Genomic DNA, 19,197 nt, shown 5'->3' with positions numbered 1-19,197 from the left:
AACGCTTTTAAAGCCCGGCATCTTTTGATGGCGGGCTTTTTTGTTATATACCATTATTCCTAAAACGAATATTTTGTAACAATACATCGCCGGCAATATCTAAATTAGCATACAAACTAAACACTGATATGCTAAGCATTCGAAACATTGTTAAACAATACGCCGGACACCGTGCGTTAGACGATGTGAGCCTTGAGGTTGAAAGCGGTAAAATATTTGGCCTGCTTGGGCCAAATGGCGCCGGCAAAACCTCGCTCATCCGTATCATCAACCAAATTACAGCACCCGACTCGGGCGAAGTTTATTTTAACGGCGAAAAGCTGAACCAATCGCACATCGACCGCATGGGCTACCTGCCCGAAGAGCGCGGCCTGTATAAAAAGATGGAAATCGGCGAGCAAATGATATACCTGGCCCGCCTTAAAGGCTTAACCCGTGCCGATGCCACCGCCAAATTAAAGGTGTGGTTTAAAAAGCTGGACATGGAAACCTGGTGGAACAAAAAGATAGAAGAACTATCAAAGGGAATGTCGCAAAAGGCGCAGTTTGTGGCTACCGTGCTGCACGAGCCCGACCTGATCATCCTTGATGAACCCTTTAGCGGATTTGATCCCGTAAACGCCGATTTGATAAAAGACGAGATACTGGAGCTTAACCGCAACGGTGCTACCATCCTGTTTAGTACCCACCGTATGGAATCTGTTGAGGAGCTATGCGATTCTATCGCCCTGATACATAAATCGCACAAGATTTTAGATGGCCGTGTAAAAACAATTCGCAACTCGTATAAAAACGATACCTACCTGGTGGAGTATACCGGCGAGCATCTAAATTTTGATGGTAACCAGCCCTTTGATTTGCTTAGCGACACCGCCGGCGAAGATAATAGCCATACCATTAAACTAAAGCTTAATAATACGTCGGCTAATGATGTGCTGCAATACCTGCTGCCCAAAACAAAAATTAATATGCTGCAGGAAGTTATACCGAGCATGAACGAGATATTCATCGAAAAAGTAAACCAAAAAGCATAACCCTATGAAAAAAGTATTACTTATTATTCAGCGCGAGTACGTTACCCGTGTACGGAAGAAGGCTTTTATTGTGATGATATTTGTGGTGCCTTTCCTTATCATAGGCATGTCGGCGCTTATTGGCCTGGTTGCTAAAAATAACCAGGAGCTAAGCACCGAGCAGGTGGTGAATGTAATTGACGAAAGCAATGTTTTTGCGCCAAAACTAAAAAGTGGCAATCACATTAAATTCGAGCAAAAAGGCCAATCGTTAGCGGCTGCCAAAGCAGCTTTAAAAGATAACGAGGACCTATCGGTTTTGCTTATCCCTAAAGATTATACCAAAACTCCGGTGCAGCTATTCTCTAAAAAGAAACCATCATTTAAGCTGAGCGAAGAAGTAGAAAAGCAGATGAACACCATATCGTCTGCCAAAAGCTTGATAGATCATCATATTGACACGGCATTTTTAAATACCATCAACAAAAGCAAGATCTCTATCACAGCTATGGAAGTGACCGAAACCGGCGCTAAAGATGCCAACGTAGGTGCTACCATGGGCGTTGGCGTTGCCTGTGCCATATTTATTTACCTGGCCCTGTTTATATATGGCGCACAGGTAATGCGCGGCGTTATCGAAGAAAAAACAAGCCGTATTATCGAGGTGGTGATATCATCGGTAAAACCATTTCAGCTAATGCTGGGTAAAATTATTGGCGTAGGCTTAGTGGGCTTAACCCAGTTTGGTGCCTGGATAATTCTTTCGGTTATCTCTTCAAAAATTGTTGGTCACGCTTTTTCCGGGCCGGGCAGTTCAATGGTGGGGATTATTGCCGTATTGTCTACCATACCATTTGGCTACATATTAGCTTGTTTCCTGTTTTATTTTTTAACCGGCTACCTGTTATACAGTGCCCTGTTTGCGGCGGTAGGTTCGGCGGTTGATAGCGAGACCGAGACACAGCAATTTATGTTCCCGATAACCTTACCCTTACTGTTTACTTATTTATTATCTGTATCAGTATTGTTCCAGGCACCCGATAGTCCGCTGGCTGTATGGTTATCTATAATTCCGTTAACGGCTCCAGTAGCCATGATGGTGCGCATACCTTTTGGCGGCGTGGCCCCATGGCAGCTGGCCTTGTCTATGAGTTTAATGGTAGTGGGCTTTTTATTTACCACTTACGTGGCCGCACGCATTTACCGGGTAGGTATTTTAATGTACGGTAAAAAAGCAAGCTATAAAGAACTTGTAAAATGGTTTTTTTATAAAGAGTAAACCCTTAACCTTTTCATAAATGCATCCTCTTAAGCGAAAGTTTAAGGGGATTTTTTATTTTTGGGCCTCATCCCAACCCTTCTCCAAAGGAGAAGGGCTAAATAAAAGTCCTCTCCTTTGGAGAGGATTTAGGTGAGGCTAAACTCTTTACTTAATAATGCCCGCAAACAACAACCAACGCGCCGCCGTAATGGATCTCGGCACCAATACCTTTCATTTATTGATAGCCGAGGGAACAGGCGACGATTTTCATGAAGTATTTCACCTTACCGAAGCAGTTAAACTGGGCGAAGGCGGTATCAATAAAGGCATTATACAGCCTGCGGCTTTTGCACGGGGCATTGCGGCCATGCAGCGTTTCCGCGACCATATGCTGGATCATAAAGTGCAAAAAGTAAAAGCCATTGCTACATCGGCTGTACGCAACGCGGCAAACGGACAGGATTTTATTGACCAGGTGAAAGAGCAGGCAGGTATACAAATAGAACTTATCACCGGCGAGCAGGAAGCCGCCTACATATATAAGGGCATACAGGCCAGCGGAGTTTTAGGGGATGCTAACAGCCTGATAATGGATATAGGCGGCGGCAGTGTAGAGTTTATTATTGGCAATGAAGATGATATAGTTTGGAAACAAAGTTTTGAGATAGGCGCTGCCCGATTAATGGACATGTTCCATAAAACCGATCCGATACCAGTGCAATCCATCAAAGAAATGACCCGGTACCTGGATGGTAAACTCACCGACCTGTTTAAAGCAGTATCGCAATACCGCCTGTCTACCCTTATTGGTTCATCCGGCGCGTTTGAAAGCTTTGCCGAAGTGATAGAACTGGAGAAAGGTAAACCCTTTAACCTAAGCCAAACCCGCATTTACGAATTTGATACCGATGACCTGCTGGACCTGATAGAACGACTAGTACGATCCACCCATGCCAAACGCGCCGCCACCAAAGGCATTATACCGGTACGGGTAGATATGATTGTAGTAGCCAGCCTAATTACCATTTACATGATGCAAAAACTGGGGCTTACGGATGTAACATTGTGCACATGGTCATTAAAAGAGGGTGCGATGGTAGAGCTGTTGGGTTAAAAAAGGCGTTTAAAGCTGTACCACAACCGTTTGTAAAAAGGTGCTTTTTTAACTGTCATTACAGTAATAGCGCCTCCCAACATAACTGTATGGCGTTCTGCTAAAACAAAATTATACTGTTTGGTAAACTGATTGATGGGCATCTCTTCCCTCTCATAGCCCAAGTAGCTAACTTCCAGTATAGCGGCATCCACAGGTACTTTTAATTTAAAGGTACCATTTGCTAATGTTTGTGTCCAAAAATTCCAGCCATGTACTTTTACAATTGCACCCACAACAGGCGTAGTATCACCTATAATTGAAACCTTTCCTTTTAACTCCATCCTACTAAGCGTGCGCACCTGATTGGTATCGGGTTTAACAGCAGGGTTTACCGTTTGCTCAATTGGATGACTTTGTTTCGCCTCTGCTTTCATAAAAGGCAATAATCCTGTTAGCGATGCCGCCAAAGCCAGCTTCTTCCACGAAAAACGCGATGTGGCTTGCTCTGCAAGGGTATTATTAATACTATTTAACTGATAAGTTTCAAACCTGCCGCATACATTTTGAGCTTTGGACAGGTGGCTGATGATCTCGGCATTGCTCATTACTGTAAAATCGGTAACGGTTTTGCTGCATTGGGCGCAATGCCGGCCTTTGTTAACCGGGGTCATATTTTGCCAAAGCTGGTGGCAGGGCTGCGGGATACCGACGTGTTTAATAGTTTGCATAATGTTTAGTTTATTACAAGATGCAATGCAGGCACAAATTCCATAAGCACTTAAAAATTTGTATCATTTTAAAAGCAAAACGCATTTTACGGCCATCCTTTGTATATTGCTACCGCTTATCATAACCCCCACATGAAAAAACAATTCTTAGGTACTACCCTATTGGTTTTAACTGCCTTGTTTGCACAGGCCCAACGCTCAAACGATACCATAGCAAGCAACTACCAGCCATCGGTACTATTCTCGCCCATAGGCTATACCGAAAAAGGCAACGAGTTTCACTCACCTAACGGCGACCCGGGACCGAAATACTGGCAAAACCGGGTAGACTACCAGCTAAACGTAGCCTTAGATACCGTTAGCAAAACCATTAGTGGTTCTGCCGGCATCAGCTATACCAATAACAGCCCCGATGCGCTGCAATACCTATGGCTGCAGCTGGACCAAAACACCTACAAGCACGGCGCGCGCAGCAATTTTGTTACGGCCTTTGCCCCTAATCAGCATACTACGGGCTATAATATCGAATCGGTTAGCGTAGTGCAAAATGGCAAAAGTACGCCGGTAGCCTACGTAGTTACCGATACCCGCATGCAGGTGCGCATGTCAACGGCGGTTTCGCCAAAGGGCGGCAAGGTAAATTTGCTTATCAAATACCACTACACCATTCCCGGTAATTTTGGCGGCCGTACCGATTATGTAGATACCAAAAACGGCAAGATATACGAGATAGCCCAGTTTTTTCCACGGATGTGCGTATACGATGATAGCCGCGGCTGGGATACCGCGCCTTTTTTGGGCAGCGGAGAATTTTACTTAGAGTATGGCGATATCGACTATAAAGTAACCGCCCCCTGGGACGTGATTGTAGCCGGCCCAGGCGACTTATTAAACCCCGCCGAAGTATTGACCGCCAAGCAAATTACCCGCCTTACAGCGGCCCGCAACAGCGATAAAACGATTATAATACGCAGCGCCGACGAGATCAATTCCGCCGCATCGCGCCCGGTTAATAAAGGCACTTTAACCTGGCATTACAAAATGCTTAATACGCGCGATGTAGCCTTCGGCGCGTCAAAAGCTTATATATGGGATGCCGCGCGGGTTAACCTGCCCGGCGGTAAAAAAAGTTTAGCCATGTCGGTTTACCCTATCGAAAGTGCGGGCAATGATGCCTGGGGCCGTGCTACCGAATATTTAAAAGGATCGATAGAATACTTTTCCGAAAAATGGTTTGTATACCCATACCCCACCGCCATTAACGAGGCCGGTATAGCTGGCGGTATGGAGTACCCCGGCATTGTGTTTGACGGCATCACCGATAAGGGCAAGGAGTTGTACTGGGTAACCGCGCATGAGATTGGCCACAACTGGTTCCCGATGATAGTGGGTAGCGATGAGCGCCGCTTTGCCTGGATGGACGAGGGCTTTAATACCTTTATTGATGTGTACGCATCAGACAACTTTAACAATGGCGAGTATGCCCCCAAACGCGATGGCGAATACGCCGAGCATGGCGGTAATCCGGCCGACGAGATCATCCCGTTTATTACGGATGCAGGCTCGCCAAGCATTATGACCGCACCGGATGCCATCCCCGAGAAATACCGCCACCCGCTTACTTATTTTAAACCGGCCTTTGGCTTGGTTTTGCTGCGCGAACAGGTGCTGGGTAAGGATAGGTTTGATTATGCCTTTAAAAACTATATAGATAAATGGGCCTACAAACACCCGCAGCCCGATGACTTTTTCCGGTCGATGGAAAATGGTGCCGGCGAGGATTTGAACTGGTTTTGGCGCGGCTGGTTTTATAACAACTTTAAACTGGATATAGCATTAATTGATGCCAAAGAGGTTAACAACAAAAAAGGGCTGCGTGTAACCATCGCCAATAAAGAATTGTTTGCCATGCCGTTTACCGTTGAGTTAACGTTTAAAGACGGCAGCAAGCAGCGCACCTATTTCCCTGTAGAAACGTGGCTACAGCAAAAGGTAGCCAACTTTACCATACCCACCACACAGGAAGTGGAAAGCGTTACGATTGACCCCGACAATGCCCTACCCGATGTAAACAGGAAGAATAACAGTAAGAAATTATAATAAACCAAAAGCGCCGCAAATTGCGGCGCTTTTGGTTTATACGGTAAATTTTTCGCAACCCTTTAAAAATGCATCATCGGCGTCGGCACCAATACCCGGTGCATCGCTGATGCTGAGCTTATACCCGTCATAGGTAACGCCGCCTACTACAGGGTCAACCAAATGGCCCAGCATACAGGTATCCATATCGTAAAATTTGATATTGGGGCTGGCATATACAAAGTGCAGCTTGCTGCTTAGGGCAATGCGGCTTTCCAGCATTCCGCCCATCATACAGGCAACGCCACGTTCGGCACAGGTATCATGTATCTTAATGGCCTCGTTAATCCCCCCGGCCTTAGCCATTTTAATATTCACATAATGGCATGATTGGCTCTCTATCTGCATACGGGCATCGTGGTGGTTATATACGCTTTCGTCGGCCATTATCTTTACCGGCGATAGCTTCATCAGCGCAGGCAGGCGATCGTTATACCAGGTGCGCATAGGTTGTTCGCAAAACTCTATATCATACGGGGCAAGGGCTTGCAGGGCAAATACTGCCTCCTCGTAGCTCCAGCCCTGGTTAGCATCAATGCGGATGTTAATTTCGGGGCCAACCGCTTCGCGTACCTGTTTAATGCGTTCAACATCCGTTTGCGCGCCCTTACCCAGCTTTACCTTCAATATATGCGCACCCGATGCTTTAAACTCCATAGCTTTTTGGGCCATAGCTTCGGGCGTGGCAATACCAATAGTAATATCACTCTCTACTACCCTGCGTGCGCCGCCTAAGTATTGATATAAAGGTATGCCGGCATGTTTGGCAGCTATATCGTACAGGGCCATATCAAAGGCACTTTTAATGGTAGTGTTACCTGCTGCCGCGGCATGTAGCTGGCGCATGCGGGCTTCAATATCCAAAGCATTTTGCCCTATCCACAACCCTGCAAAATAGCGGGCCATCACCAGGCAGGTGTCCTGCGTTTCGCCAACTATCATGGGGAAGGCCGAGCACTCGCCTACCCCGTAAAACCCGGCATCGGTATGCACCCTGATAAATACGTTTTGGGCATTGTCCATAACACCGGTGGCAATGGTAAACGGCACCATAGAAATGCTGAAACGATAGACATCAATCGAGGTAATAACAGGGAAATTATTTGACATTGTAAAATATTTTTAGTACATTATGGTTTCCGCGACGAACAAAAAAGTGAAAAAAATCACGCATGACCTGCAAAAAAAACGAAAAATTTATAGGTAACACCGCAAAATACTATAATATAAACGCGGGGTCAACAAAATTTGCAGTTTAACACAATTACTGTATATTTGTGTACTGCAATACACTTCATTTTAGTGCTCCGGTTCCTGCTTTTTCAAAGCCCCAATGAACTGATCATGTACTAAAAAAATTGATTCAATTTTATTAAAATACTGATATACATGGCATTAACAAATCTGCCTGGTCCGTTTGATTATAACTCAACCAGGAGTAAACTTTTACTAAGCGAGTATGGCCGCAACGTGCAAAACATGGTTAAATACATTGTTGCACTGCCTACCAAAGAAGAACGCAACAAATACGCCCTGGTGGTGATAGACCTGATGGGTTTCCTTAATCCGCACTTGCGCGATGTTGCCGATTTTAAGCATAAACTGTGGGATCACCTGCATATTATATCTGATTTTCAGTTAGATGTAGATTCCCCCTACCCTAAACCAAGTCCTGAGGCAATACACTTAAAACCCGAGCCTCTTAAATACCCTCATCAGCGTATTAAGTACAAACACTATGGCAAAACCATCGAAATGATGATAGAAAAAGCCAAAAGCATCGAGGAGCCAGAGCGCAAACGCCATATGGTTCAGGCAGTTGCGAATTTCATGAAGATGGCCTACGTGCAATGGAACAAAGACTCGGTAGCCGACGAAACAATCCTATCCGACCTGCTGCACCTATCAAACGGTGAGCTTAAGCTGGAAGAGAACATCAACCTTAACCGGGTTGAGTTCCGTCCTAACAACTTTGGCAGTCAAAACAATAACAATAACCGTGGCGGCCGCAGCAACAATAACCAAAACAACCGTGGCGGCGGTGGCGGTGGTGGCCGTACCAATAACAATAACCCGCGTAACAACAACAATCAAAACAACCGCAACCGTAATACAGGGGGTGCTAAAAAGTACTAATTAGTTCATTGTCAATACGTCGTAGTTCATGGGTAATAATGACTATGCTTTATTTGCAATATTTTATAATCTTTGTTGTATCATATGGCGCTATCGGCCATCAATTATGAACCATCAACCATGAAAAACGCATTTGAGATACAGGGTGGTAAAAAGCTAAAAGGCGAAATTATCCCCCAGGGTGCAAAAAACGAGGCCCTGCAAATTATATCGGCGGTTTTATTAACCGACCAAAAAATGACTATCAGCAACATCCCTGATATACAGGATGTTAATAAGCTGATTGAACTACTTGGCGATATGGGTGTTATCGTTGACCGCATCAGCCGTGATACCTGCACTTTTGAAGCCAGGGAAATAGATCAGGACTTTTTTAATTCAGAAGCATTTAAAACCAAGGGTGGCGGTTTACGCGGCTCTATTATGATATTAGGCCCGCTATTGGCGCGTTTTGGAAAAGCATCAATACCTAAGCCCGGTGGCGATAAAATAGGCCGCAGAAGGCTGGATACACACTTTTTAGGCTTCGAAAAGTTAGGAGCCCGCTTTGATTTTAACCCCGAAAACGGCTTTTATAATGTAGATGCATCAAACCTGCAGGGTACTTATATCCTTTTGGATGAGGCATCGGTTACCGGTACCGCAAACATTGTAATGGCTGCCGTACTGGCAAAAGGTACCACTACCATTTATAATGCCGCCTGCGAGCCTTATTTGCAGCAATTATGCAAAATGCTTAATCGCATGGGTGCCAAAATAAGCGGTATTGCATCAAATTTATTAACCATAGAAGGCGTTACAGAGCTGGGTGGCACAGAACACCGTATGCTGCCGGATATGATCGAGATAGGCTCGTTTATTGGTCTTGCTGCCATGACTGGTTCTGAGATCACGATTAAAGACGTTAAATACAAAGAGTTAGGTATGATACCCGACGTTTTTAAACGCCTGGGCATACAAATGGAACTGCGCGGTGATGATATTTACATCCCATCGCAGGACCATTATGAGATAGATACCTTTATAGACGGATCGCTACTAACGGTAGCTGATTCGCCGTGGCCGGGTTTTACACCCGACCTGCTGAGCATTGTTTTAGTAGTTGCCACACAAGCAAAAGGGTCGGTATTGATACATCAGAAAATGTTTGAGAGCCGCCTGTTTTTTGTTGATAAACTACTGGATATGGGTGCCAACATCATCCTTTGCGACCCGCACCGTGCTACCGTTATAGGCTTGGATAAACAAGTACAATTACGCGGTATATCCATGACATCGCCTGATATACGTGCAGGGGTATCGCTGTTAATAGCAGCCTTATCCGCGCAAGGTAAATCAACTATTTACAACATAGAGCAAATAGAGCGTGGCTATCAAAATATAGATGAACGCCTGAAGGCCTTAGGTGCAGATATTGTAAGAATTTAATGTTTAGCCTAAAGCAGTACTTATAATGCTGCTTTAGGCTTTTATGCTTTAACTTTTTTTTATAGTTTTATACTTTAAGCATCCTGCTAAAAATAAACCTAACATCTATCAATGTCTTATAAAAACAGACGATCATCGTATTCTACGTTTATACTGATCTTTGTTGTATTAAAGGTTGCCTTAAATCTGTTTGCTATCAGCAATTTCGGGTTCCATCGCGATGAGTTCTTGCATTTAGTATTGGCCGATCATTTAGATTGGGGGTATAAGGAAGTACCGCCGTTTATAGCTTTACTGGCAAAAATCACCATTACACTTTTTGGCAATTCGGTGTTTGCAGCGCGCATATTTACAACCCTTGCCAGCGGTATTATTATATGGTTAACCGGCCAAATCACAGCTGAACTTGGCGGGCGCAGGTTTGCTATAACTGTTGCTTGTTTGGCCATGATACTATCGCCGGCCTTTGCGGCAAGCGGCTACCTTTTTCAACCGGTTGTGTTCGATCAGCTATGGTGGGTACTAACGGTGTGGCTATTTGTTAAGTACCTGAATACCGCTTCGGTACAATACTTGTATTGGCTGGGTGTGGCTGTTGGTTTAGGTATGCTTACCAAATACAGCATGGCTTTCTTTACCTTCTCACTTATCATCGGTATTTTAATAAGCAAAGAGCGCAAATTATTGTTTAACAGGCATGTTATCTATTCGGCGCTTATAGCTGTTTTAATTTTTTTACCCAATATTATCTGGCAGTTTGCGCACCACCTTCCTTTTATTACCCACATGAAAGAGCTAAGGGAAACCCAGCTGGATTATGTAAAACCAATGGATTTTGGCCTGCAGCAGCTAATGGTACATGGGCCATCGCTTATAATATGGCTTATAGGTTTCTTTTTCCTGCTGTTCTCCTTCCGCCTGCGCAGGTTTAGGTATCTGGCAATTGCCTATATCCTCATTTTCTTGTTCCTGCTTGAAATGAATGGCAAAAACTATTACCTGTTTGGCGCCTACCCAATGTTGTTTGCAGCCGGTGGTTTTGCATTTGAGCGCATGATCAAACGGTCGTACTATGTATTGCGGGTTGCAGTTATATTGCTTTTTATTGCCCCTAACCTGTTAATGCTGCCTTTGGTACTGCCTGTTTTACCTTTACAAAAAACGGTCGGTCTTTTTAAAAAGAACCAAAGAGATGCACCTTTTCTTAGCTTTTTAACTAAGTGGGAGGACCAGAAACAGCACCCGCTTACTCAGGATTATGCCGATATGCTGGGATGGGAGGAAATGGCACAAAAAGCTGCAAATGCCTACCACAGCCTTAGCCCTGAACAGCAAAAGCAGACCCAGATATTTGCCGATAACTATGGGGAAGCCGGTGCTTTACACCACTTCCATAAAAAGTATAACATGCCCGATGTGATCAGCCTAAACAGCAGCTTTGCACTTTGGGCACCCGACAATTTAAACGCGCGTTACATTATTTATGTAGATGACGATGATAACGTTACCGCCAGACTGAGCCCATTATTAGAAAGCTACCGTAAAACCGGCGAAGTTTTAAACCCTTTGGCAAGAGAGAAAGGTACCAGTATATATATACTTGTTAACCCATCCCCTAAGCTTAACGAGGTGTATAAGGCGGAATTAGCTAAGAAAAGACTACAATAATTGTTGCTTTTAAAAGCTACTAAAACTTTTTGCGGATTGTAGCCTTATCTGTTCAGAAAAAATTAACTATCATGCGCGGACTTAAAACTATCTTGTTCCTTACCATATCTAACACCTTTATGACCTTTGCCTGGTACGGACACTTAAAATTTAAAGAATACGAATGGGGTAAAAACCTTGGTCTTATATCTATCATACTCATCAGTTGGGGGTTGGCCTTTTTTGAATATGTTTTCCAGGTGCCGGCTAACCGAGCGGGCTTTAAAGAAGATGGGGGACCTTTTACACTTGTTCAGCTAAAAACGATACAAGAAGCTATTACACTTACCGTATTTATGATATTTACCCTGGTGTTTTTTAAAACCGAAAAACTGGGCTGGAACCACCTGGTAGGCTTTGGGCTGATATGCCTTGCGGTGTTTGTGATATTTAAAAAGTGGTGATGAATAGATGTGCAGATTTTAAACTGTCCGAAACCAACGTTGCTTCATATGTACAAGAAAATCCTTTTTATCGACTGGATAGTTTGACGAAGAACCTATTACTGCATCTATACCACATTTAGGACATAAGGCTGTCTCGCCTCGTGGGTCATCTTCGTCAACCCATTCTACGATTTCCAGTGGACTAAAAACGGCCAAACAATGGAAACACCCACAAATCTCACTTTTTAACATCTTTGTTTTGTGAAAAATCGAATATTTGTGAGCTTTGTCCAAATAATCATTATCGTAAACTGCCATATATTGTTTTAACAAAAGATTCACCGTAGAGACGCGAAATATCGCATCTCTACGGGTTATTTGTAGTTTGGTACCTGTACTACTATGCCGATATGGCATTAATGATATCGTACTGCGTAATAATCTCTATTTTGCCGTTATCATCCTCAACCAGTACCGCGATGTTATCTTTGTTGATCATGCCTGATATTTTATCGATAGAGGTATTTAGATCAATAAAAGGGAATGGCGCGGTTGAAATGCTTTTAACCGGCTGCGATTTAATACCGGGGTTTTCCATGAGCGAATCCAATATATCACTCTCGGTGATTTTGCCTATCACCATACCCTTTTGGGTAACCGGTATTTGGCTGATGTTAAGCGATTTGATGGTATTGATAGCTTCCAGTACGGTTTTTTCGCAATCTATAGTTACAATTTCTGATGACTCTTTTTTACCGATGATATGGCGGGCGGTCATCTTTTCTTCTTTAATAAAGCCGCGGTCGCGCAACCAGTCGTCATTATACATTTTACCTAAGTAGCGTGTGCCATGGTCAGGGAATATCACCACAACTACATCGCCTTCTTTAAACATATCCTTCATTTGCAATACGCCTGCAATAGCCGAACCGGTTGAGTTACCTGCAAAAATGCCTTCCTTACGGGCTATTTCGCGGGTCATTAAAGCAGCGTCTTTATCGCTAACTTTTTCAAAATGGTCTATCAGGCTAAAATCAACGTTTTGTGGTAAAAAGTCTTCGCCTATACCTTCGGTAATGTATGGGTATATCTCGTTCTTGTCAAACTCGCCGGTCTCTTTATACTTTTTAAATACCGAGCCGTAAGTATCAATACCTAATACTTTAATATTGGGGTTTTGCTCCTTTAAATAGCGTGCAGTACCCGATATAGTACCACCTGTACCTACCCCTACCACCAGATGGGTTATTTTACCTTCGGTTTGCTCCCATATCTCGGGTCCGGTTTGCTCGTAATGCGCCTGCGAATTGCTCAGGTTATCGTACTGATTTGGTTTCCATGAGTTAGGAACTTCCCGCTCTAAACGTGATGAAACCGAGTAATACGACCGCGGGTCTTCGGGATCAACATTGGTGGGGCAAACAATAACCTCGGCACCAAAGGCACGCAGGGCATCAAATTTTTCTTTTGATTGCTTATCGGTACTGGTAAAAATACATTTGTAACCTTTTATAACTGCCGCAATGGCCAGTCCCATACCGGTATTACCCGATGTACCTTCTATAATAGTACCGCCTGGTTTAAGCTTACCGCTTATTTCGGCATCCTCTATCATTTTAAGGGCCATGCGGTCCTTTATGGAGTTACCAGGGTTAGTGGTTTCTATTTTTGCTAACACCGTTGCGGGGATGTCCTTTACTATCTTATTTAACTTTACCATGGGCGTATTGCCTATAGTTTCCAGTATATTATTGTGCCACATAGTTTATATTCTACTAATCCTATATACAAAACAGGATTGGGTCAAAATTAGCAATTATTCTGTCGAAACCTGAATTATTAGCATTTAAGAATTGTCAGAATTTGTTTTGGATTTACAGGGTTTAAACAAGCGTTAAAACTTCAAGTGCTTAACCGTTAACCCGCCATTTATTAGTTGCTTTAACGATTCGATACCCACGCGCAGATGCGTTTCCACATATTGCTCTGTAACGGTCGAGTCGCTTTCGGCCGTCTTTACCCCCTCAGGTATCATGGGCTGGTCAGATACCAGCAACAAGGCGCCCGTTGGTATTTTATTGGCGAAGCCTGTAGTAAATATGGTGGCCGTCTCCATATCAATGGCCATGGCACGCAAATCTTTCAGGTATTTTTTAAAAACTTTATCATGCTCCCAAACACGGCGGTTGGTAGTATAGCAGGTTCCGGTCCAATAATCGCGTGAGTGATCGCGTATAGTGGTAGAGATGGCCTTTTGAAGCGCAAACGAGGGCAATGCAGGCACTTCGGCAGGCAGGTAATCGTTTGATGTACCCTCGCCCCTGATAGCCGCTATGGGCAGGATAAGGTCGCCTACGTTGTTCTTCTTTTTAAGCCCGCCACACTTGCCTAAAAATATAACTGCTTCGGGGTGTATGGCGGTTAGCAAGTCCATCACTGTTGCTGCAACCGAGCTGCCCATGCCAAAATTAATTATAGTGATACCATCGGCGGTTACACTTTGCATTGGCTTATCTAAACCCATTATGGGAGCATCGTTATGCCAGGCAGAAAACAGCTGCAGGTATTTAGAAAAATTAGTTAATATAATGTATTTACCAAATGCATCAAGGGGGCGGCCGGTGTAGCGCGGCAACCAGTTGGCAACAATGGCCTCTTTTGTTTTTAACCCCGATTTTACGGGTGATTGTACTTCTTTTGGTTTCTTTCCTTCGTTCAGGCTGTCGTCTTTCTTTATATCTAATGCTTCGTTCATAATCTATTTATTTAAAAAGCTGCTTATACAACAAACCCCGGCGTTGCACCAGGGTCTGCGTTTATTATTCCAAATATAGCTTTCGCCTGTATGGTTTGTGTTAAGCCACTTTTAACTTTTTAAGGTCCGATTTTTCGAATTTCTCCATCGCGTAATCAAGCGTTACATTTAATCGCTTCACGTCCTTTTTTGATGGGAACTCAAACATCGCGTCTATCATGATGGCTTCGCAAATAGAGCGCAGGCCACGTGCGCCTAACTTAAACTCCATTGCTTTGTCAACAATAAAATCCAAAACCTCGATATCAAACTCGAGCTTAACGCCTTCGTATTCAAACAGCTTTTTATATTGTTTAAGCAACGAGTTTTTAGGCTCGGTAAGTATATTGTGCAAAGCTTCCCTGTCTAAAGGGTTCAGGTAAGTTAGCACCGGTAAACGGCCAATCAGTTCAGGTATTAACCCAAACGACTTCAGATCCTGCGGGGTAATGTACTTGTAAAGGTTCTTCAGGTCTACATCGCCGTCATCACGCTTTAATTTATAACCTACCGTTTGTGTACGCAGCCTGTTGGCTATTTTCCTGTCAATGCCATCAAAAGCACCGCCGCAAATAAATAAAATATTGCTGGTGTTAACCGTTATCATTTTTTGGTCCGGGTGTTTACGGCCACCTTGTGGTGGTACATTAACCATGGTACCTTCCAGTATTTTTAACAAAGCTTGTTGCACACCTTCGCCGCTTACATCGCGGGTGATGGATGCGTTATCGCTTTTACGGGCAATTTTATCTACCTCATCAATATATACAATACCGCGTTCGGCAGTGTTTACATCATAATCTGCAGATTGCAAAAGGCGGGTAAGTATACTTTCCACATCCTCGCCTACGTAACCGGCCTCGGTTAATACGGTAGCATCGCAAATACAAAACGGAACGTTTAATACTTTGGCAAGTGTTTTAGCCAGCAAAGTTTTACCCGTACCGGTTTCACCGACCATTATAATGTTCGATTTTTCTATCTCTACCTCATCTTTATCAACACGCTGGTTTAAGCGCTTGTAATGATTGTATACTGCTACAGACAATACCTTTTTTGCATCATCCTGGCCAATAATGTATTGGTCAAGGTGGCCTTTAATCTCTGCCGGCTTTAACATAGCAGGGGCACTTGGCGACGCTTTTACCTTACGTACTTTAAGCTCTTCGGCAAGTATCTCATTAGCCTGATTTACACATTTATCACAAATGTGCGCGTCAAGCCCTGCTATCAGCATCAGGGAGTCCTGCTTACCTGCGCCGCAAAATGAGCACCTGATCTCCTTGCTGTTCTTGTTCATCTGCTTAGTATTTAATCAAAAATAATCAATTGCTTATATATAACAAAGTAGTATACGGTTAAAACTACTTTGTGCAACAACAGATTATATGGTTTTATTTCCTCTTAAAATCTCGTCAACCATACCAAATTCTTTTGCTTCTTCAGCAATCATCCAATGGTCGCGGTCTGATGCATCCCAAACTTTTTGGTAATCAGTTCCGCTATGGTCGGCAATTATCTGGTACAATTCTTTTTTCAGTTTAGTAATCTCGTGATACGTGATCTCGATATCCGATTGCTGGCCCTGTGCACCGCCCGATGGCTGGTGTATCATTACCCTTGCATGTGGTAAAGCCGCGCGCTTACCTTTTGTACCGGCTACTAACAATACGGCCCCCATTGATGCTGCCATACCTGTACATATAGTAGCTACATCGTTTGATATAAACTGCATGGTATCGTATATACCTAAACCGGCATAAACTGAACCACCCGGCGAGTTGATATATATCTGGATATCGCGTTTGCTATCTGCCGACTGCAAGAACAGCAATTGAGCTTGAATAATGTTTGCGATATTTTCATAAATGGCATCGCCCAGGAAAATAATGCGGTCCATCATTAAACGCGAAAATACGTCCATCTGGGCCACATTCATCTGGCGCTCTTCTATGATATAGGGGGTCATACCGGTTGGCAGTTTTGCCCTGTCAACACCGGCTATAAATTTATCTACATATATACTGTTTATGCGGTGATGCTTAACAGCATATTTACGGAATTCGTTCTTATCAATATTACTACTCATGATATGTGTTTTATATAATGTATGCTTTTAGGTAACTGCGATAAATATAGTTTTTAGTTGAATAGTTTTTACACTATTAAGTTTGTTTAAAGTAAAAATTAATTGGTCACCGGTAGGGTAAAAAAACGCATATAACACAAAAGCATTTGCGGTAGGCAAATGCTTTTGGTAAAGTTATGATTATATAAAAGCCTTACTTATTCCGGTAGTTTGTTAAACTCGGTAAATAGTATTTCTTTTTTATCAAGCGTAACAACACTTTTAATGTAGTCAAAAACCTTCATGGCTTTTACTTCTTCAAAAATCTTGTTCGCGTTCTCTTTGTTTTGCAGGTATTGTACTGTGTACTGTGCCAATTGCTCCTCTGGTAGCGCTTGCTGGCTGTACATCCTGAATTGCTGATCTAAGCTTGCTTTTGCATAAGAGAAAACTTCATCGTATTTAATTTCGATGTTGTTATCCTTAATTATTTTGTTTGCAATAAGCGTCCATTTAAGGTTTTTAGCAAAATCGTTATAACCACCTTCCAGTTCTTCCTGTGATAATTGTTCGTTGGTTGCCTTTAACCAGCGTTTTAAAAATTCGTCAGGTAAATTAAAATTAACCTTGTTGATACTGTAGTTGTAGATGTCATTCTGCAGCCTGCGCTCGCTATCCTGTTTCATCATCCCTTCAATCTCTTCGGTAATTTTAGCACGGAAACCGGCTTCGTCAGTAACTACCCCTTCACCAAATAATTTATCAAAGAACTCCTGGTTTAAATCGCTTTCTTCTAAACGGTTAACATTTTTTACCGTTAACTTAAAATTCGATTTTAAATCAGCTGCTGTTTCTTCGTCTACTTTTAATAAACCGGCAACCTTAGCCGCGTCGTTATCAAAAGCTTTCTGAATGTCAAGCGTTACTTCGTCTCCCTTTTTTAAACCTATTAAAGATTTTTTTATTTTCTCGTCCTTAATATTTTCTAAACGTACCGAAGTTGTATTGCTAATGCCATCCTCAAAAACAGAACCATCCGGAGAAAGCTGAGTTAATTCGGCGTAAAGCACATCATCTTCTGCCGATACGTCAGGATTTGACATTTTGCCATAGCTACGGCGAATATTTTTGATACGCGATGCCAGTGTTTCGTCATCGGCTTTAATATCGTATTGGGTAAGCTTATCTTTTGATGTGTACTCCAATTTAAAGTCAGGGGCTAAACCAATTTCGTAGTTAAACTCAAAATCGTCGGCAAAATCCCAGTTGTATTCTTTTTTATCGTCATCCAGTTTAGGCAATGGCTGGCCTAATACTTCCAGTTTTTCTTCATCAAGGTATTTGTTTAATGTATCAGACAGCATGTTGTTGATCTCATCGACCAGGATGCTTTTACCGTACATTTTTTTGATATGTGCAACCGGAACCATACCCGGGCGAAAGCCTGGCATTTTTGCTTTTTTAGCATGTTCTTTCATTGCTTTTTCAACCCTTGGCTGGTAATCTGAAGGGTTAATGTTGATTTTTACAACTGTATTCAGGTCGTCAATTCTTTCCTGTGATATATTCATCTTTTACCTTGTATTTATTTCTTTAAAATAGGGCCGCACGTGTTGTGCACGTGCGGCTTTTAGAGGCGCAAAAGTACGAATATTTTTGAACTTTTTTACAGAAGAAAGGCTATCAATTTTTTATGACGTCCTGCTTATCAACATTAATCTATCTTGGTTATTGATGAAGCGCCTGATTGATCGTTACTAACGTTTGATGGGTTACCGCGGTACTGAATATCTGATGCGCCACTGGTATGCACGCTTAATGTGTTTAGCACATTTATTTTGCAATGGCTTGCACCCGATGTTTCTATATTATATTTGCCAACAACAAAATCAAGGGCCTGTATATCGCCGCTGCCGCTTAAATCAATATTATGTGATGCTGCCTGGCCTTTTAAATGTAACTCGGTTGATCCGCTTCCGCTGGTGGTTACATTTGCAGCGTTTAGCTCCATGGTGATTTTTGTTGAGCCCGAAAGGTCGAAGTGGAAATCGCCGGTATTGATACGGCCTTGTGAGGTTAAATCAACGGCACCCGATGCGTCAACTTCGTTTAAGTTACGCACCCCAATAACAAGCGTAATTTCGCCGCTGCTGCAAATGTTTCTGCGTGTTTTAATACGCAGCTTACCACCCGTTACCGATGTTTCAATATATTTCATCAGGTTATCATCGGCATGCACCGCGATTGTTTGCGAGCTATCCTGTACAACGGTTACTTTAAAGCCGCCGGATATATCTACGCTGTTAAAGTCGCTAAGCTTACGGTTTTCGGTTACCTGGTTGCCCGATCCGCGTTTACACCTGAAACGCTGGCAAGATGATAGCGAACAAACTGAAGCGAAGGTTACTAATATAAATAGGGTTGTGTATAGCTTTTTCATG

The 19,197-nt window shown here is 43.1% G+C and carries 16 protein-coding genes and 1 pseudogene; 8 read left to right on the top strand and 9 right to left on the bottom strand.

Going from position 1 to position 19,197, the window contains the following annotated elements; genetic code table 11:
• The first annotated feature begins 128 nt into the window (after nucleotides 1–128).
• The 3 genes from FFF34_001945 (at nucleotide 129) to FFF34_001935 (ending at nucleotide 3,388) form a co-directional block, all read left to right on the top strand.
• A complete protein-coding gene (locus FFF34_001945; protein ID TSD66188.1) occupies nucleotides 129–1,034 on the top strand; it encodes an ABC transporter ATP-binding protein in 906 nt (301 codons plus the stop codon).
• Nucleotides 1,035–1,038: 4 nt separating this feature from the next.
• Nucleotides 1,039–2,292: an ABC transporter permease gene (locus tag FFF34_001940; protein TSD66187.1), complete on the top strand. Its 1,254-nt coding sequence runs from the start codon at nucleotides 1,039–1,041 to the stop codon at nucleotides 2,290–2,292.
• Between the two features lie 157 nt (nucleotides 2,293–2,449).
• Nucleotides 2,450–3,388, top strand: coding sequence for a Ppx/GppA family phosphatase (locus tag FFF34_001935; protein TSD66186.1), 939 nt, complete (start codon nucleotides 2,450–2,452; stop codon nucleotides 3,386–3,388).
• Here FFF34_001935 and FFF34_001930 read toward each other — a convergent pair.
• The gene (locus FFF34_001930) at nucleotides 3,385–4,098 is read right to left on the bottom strand and encodes a carboxypeptidase-like regulatory domain-containing protein (protein TSD66185.1); all 714 of its coding nucleotides are present in this window, start codon (nucleotides 4,096–4,098) and stop codon (nucleotides 3,385–3,387) included. The genes FFF34_001935 and FFF34_001930 overlap by 4 nt on opposite strands.
• Nucleotides 4,099–4,296: 198 nt before the next feature.
• On the opposite strand from FFF34_001930, the pseudogene FFF34_001925 reads away from it, so the two are divergent.
• Nucleotides 4,297–6,198: pseudogene (locus tag FFF34_001925) on the top strand (M1 family metallopeptidase).
• Between the two features lie 36 nt (nucleotides 6,199–6,234).
• Here FFF34_001925 and FFF34_001920 read toward each other — a convergent pair.
• On the bottom strand, nucleotides 6,235–7,347 hold the full coding sequence (locus tag FFF34_001920) for a dipeptide epimerase (protein TSD66184.1): 1,113 nt from the start codon (nucleotides 7,345–7,347) through the stop codon (nucleotides 6,235–6,237).
• Between the two features lie 279 nt (nucleotides 7,348–7,626).
• Here FFF34_001920 and FFF34_001915 point away from each other — a divergent pair, with 279 nt between their 5' ends.
• The 4 genes from FFF34_001915 (at nucleotide 7,627) to FFF34_001900 (ending at nucleotide 11,912) form a co-directional block, all read left to right on the top strand.
• A complete protein-coding gene (locus FFF34_001915) occupies nucleotides 7,627–8,373 on the top strand; it encodes a DUF4290 domain-containing protein (protein TSD66183.1) in 747 nt (248 codons plus the stop codon).
• A 120-nt stretch (nucleotides 8,374–8,493) separates the two neighbouring features.
• Nucleotides 8,494–9,801: a UDP-N-acetylglucosamine 1-carboxyvinyltransferase gene (murA, locus tag FFF34_001910; GenBank protein ID TSD66182.1), complete on the top strand. Its 1,308-nt coding sequence runs from the start codon at nucleotides 8,494–8,496 to the stop codon at nucleotides 9,799–9,801.
• Nucleotides 9,802–9,912: 111 nt separating this feature from the next.
• Complete coding sequence (locus FFF34_001905) at nucleotides 9,913–11,469, top strand: glycosyltransferase family 39 protein (GenBank protein ID TSD66181.1); 1,557 nt, start codon at nucleotides 9,913–9,915, stop codon at nucleotides 11,467–11,469.
• A 71-nt stretch (nucleotides 11,470–11,540) separates the two neighbouring features.
• Nucleotides 11,541–11,912, top strand: coding sequence for a DMT family protein (locus tag FFF34_001900; GenBank protein ID TSD66180.1), 372 nt, complete (start codon nucleotides 11,541–11,543; stop codon nucleotides 11,910–11,912).
• A gap of 18 nt (nucleotides 11,913–11,930) precedes the next feature.
• On the opposite strand, the gene FFF34_001895 is transcribed toward FFF34_001900, so the two are convergent.
• The 7 genes from FFF34_001895 to FFF34_001865 form a co-directional block, all read right to left on the bottom strand.
• Nucleotides 11,931–12,212 (bottom strand): hypothetical protein, encoded by a 282-nt coding sequence (locus FFF34_001895; protein TSD66179.1) that lies wholly within the window; start codon nucleotides 12,210–12,212, stop codon nucleotides 11,931–11,933.
• 82 nt (nucleotides 12,213–12,294) lie between these two features.
• Nucleotides 12,295–13,656 (bottom strand): pyridoxal-phosphate dependent enzyme, encoded by a 1,362-nt coding sequence (locus FFF34_001890; GenBank protein ID TSD66178.1) that lies wholly within the window; start codon nucleotides 13,654–13,656, stop codon nucleotides 12,295–12,297.
• Nucleotides 13,657–13,788: 132 nt separating this feature from the next.
• The gene (locus FFF34_001885) at nucleotides 13,789–14,649 is read right to left on the bottom strand and encodes an AMP nucleosidase (GenBank protein ID TSD66177.1); all 861 of its coding nucleotides are present in this window, start codon (nucleotides 14,647–14,649) and stop codon (nucleotides 13,789–13,791) included.
• A gap of 100 nt (nucleotides 14,650–14,749) precedes the next feature.
• Nucleotides 14,750–15,988 carry an ATP-dependent Clp protease ATP-binding subunit ClpX gene (gene clpX / locus FFF34_001880; protein TSD66176.1) on the bottom strand — a complete coding sequence of 413 codons (1,239 nt, stop codon included), beginning with the start codon at nucleotides 15,986–15,988 and terminating at the stop codon, nucleotides 14,750–14,752.
• 84 nt (nucleotides 15,989–16,072) lie between these two features.
• The gene (gene clpP, locus FFF34_001875; protein TSD66175.1) at nucleotides 16,073–16,777 is read right to left on the bottom strand and encodes an ATP-dependent Clp endopeptidase proteolytic subunit ClpP; all 705 of its coding nucleotides are present in this window, start codon (nucleotides 16,775–16,777) and stop codon (nucleotides 16,073–16,075) included.
• A gap of 197 nt (nucleotides 16,778–16,974) precedes the next feature.
• On the bottom strand, nucleotides 16,975–18,327 hold the full coding sequence (gene tig, locus FFF34_001870) for a trigger factor (GenBank protein ID TSD66174.1): 1,353 nt from the start codon (nucleotides 18,325–18,327) through the stop codon (nucleotides 16,975–16,977).
• Nucleotides 18,328–18,470: 143 nt separating this feature from the next.
• Nucleotides 18,471–19,196, bottom strand: a complete 726-nt coding sequence (locus FFF34_001865; protein TSD66173.1) for a DUF2807 domain-containing protein — start codon at nucleotides 19,194–19,196, stop codon at nucleotides 18,471–18,473.
• Nucleotide 19,197: the final 1 nt, after the last annotated feature.

This window comes from Inquilinus sp. KBS0705 (genome assembly GCA_005938025.2).
Classification (GTDB): Bacteria; Bacteroidota; Bacteroidia; order Sphingobacteriales; family Sphingobacteriaceae; genus Mucilaginibacter.
This window is presented reverse-complemented; position numbering and strand designations above follow the sequence as displayed.

Coding starts and splice junctions, on each gene's coding strand:
- FFF34_001945 (TSD66188.1), top strand. CDS start 129: ATGCTAAGCATTCGAAACATTGTTAAACAATACGCCGGACACCGTGCG.
- FFF34_001940 (TSD66187.1), top strand. CDS start 1,039: ATGAAAAAAGTATTACTTATTATTCAGCGCGAGTACGTTACCCGTGTA.
- FFF34_001935 (TSD66186.1), top strand. CDS start 2,450: ATGCCCGCAAACAACAACCAACGCGCCGCCGTAATGGATCTCGGCACC.
- FFF34_001930 (TSD66185.1), bottom strand. CDS start 4,098: ATGCAAACTATTAAACACGTCGGTATCCCGCAGCCCTGCCACCAGCTT.
- FFF34_001920 (TSD66184.1), bottom strand. CDS start 7,347: ATGTCAAATAATTTCCCTGTTATTACCTCGATTGATGTCTATCGTTTC.
- FFF34_001915 (TSD66183.1), top strand. CDS start 7,627: ATGGCATTAACAAATCTGCCTGGTCCGTTTGATTATAACTCAACCAGG.
- murA (TSD66182.1), top strand. CDS start 8,494: ATGAAAAACGCATTTGAGATACAGGGTGGTAAAAAGCTAAAAGGCGAA.
- FFF34_001905 (TSD66181.1), top strand. CDS start 9,913: ATGTCTTATAAAAACAGACGATCATCGTATTCTACGTTTATACTGATC.
- FFF34_001900 (TSD66180.1), top strand. CDS start 11,541: ATGCGCGGACTTAAAACTATCTTGTTCCTTACCATATCTAACACCTTT.
- FFF34_001895 (TSD66179.1), bottom strand. CDS start 12,212: ATGGCAGTTTACGATAATGATTATTTGGACAAAGCTCACAAATATTCG.
- FFF34_001890 (TSD66178.1), bottom strand. CDS start 13,656: ATGTGGCACAATAATATACTGGAAACTATAGGCAATACGCCCATGGTA.
- FFF34_001885 (TSD66177.1), bottom strand. CDS start 14,649: ATGAACGAAGCATTAGATATAAAGAAAGACGACAGCCTGAACGAAGGA.
- clpX (TSD66176.1), bottom strand. CDS start 15,988: ATGAACAAGAACAGCAAGGAGATCAGGTGCTCATTTTGCGGCGCAGGT.
- clpP (TSD66175.1), bottom strand. CDS start 16,777: ATGAGTAGTAATATTGATAAGAACGAATTCCGTAAATATGCTGTTAAG.
- tig (TSD66174.1), bottom strand. CDS start 18,327: ATGAATATATCACAGGAAAGAATTGACGACCTGAATACAGTTGTAAAA.
- FFF34_001865 (TSD66173.1), bottom strand. CDS start 19,196: ATGAAAAAGCTATACACAACCCTATTTATATTAGTAACCTTCGCTTCA.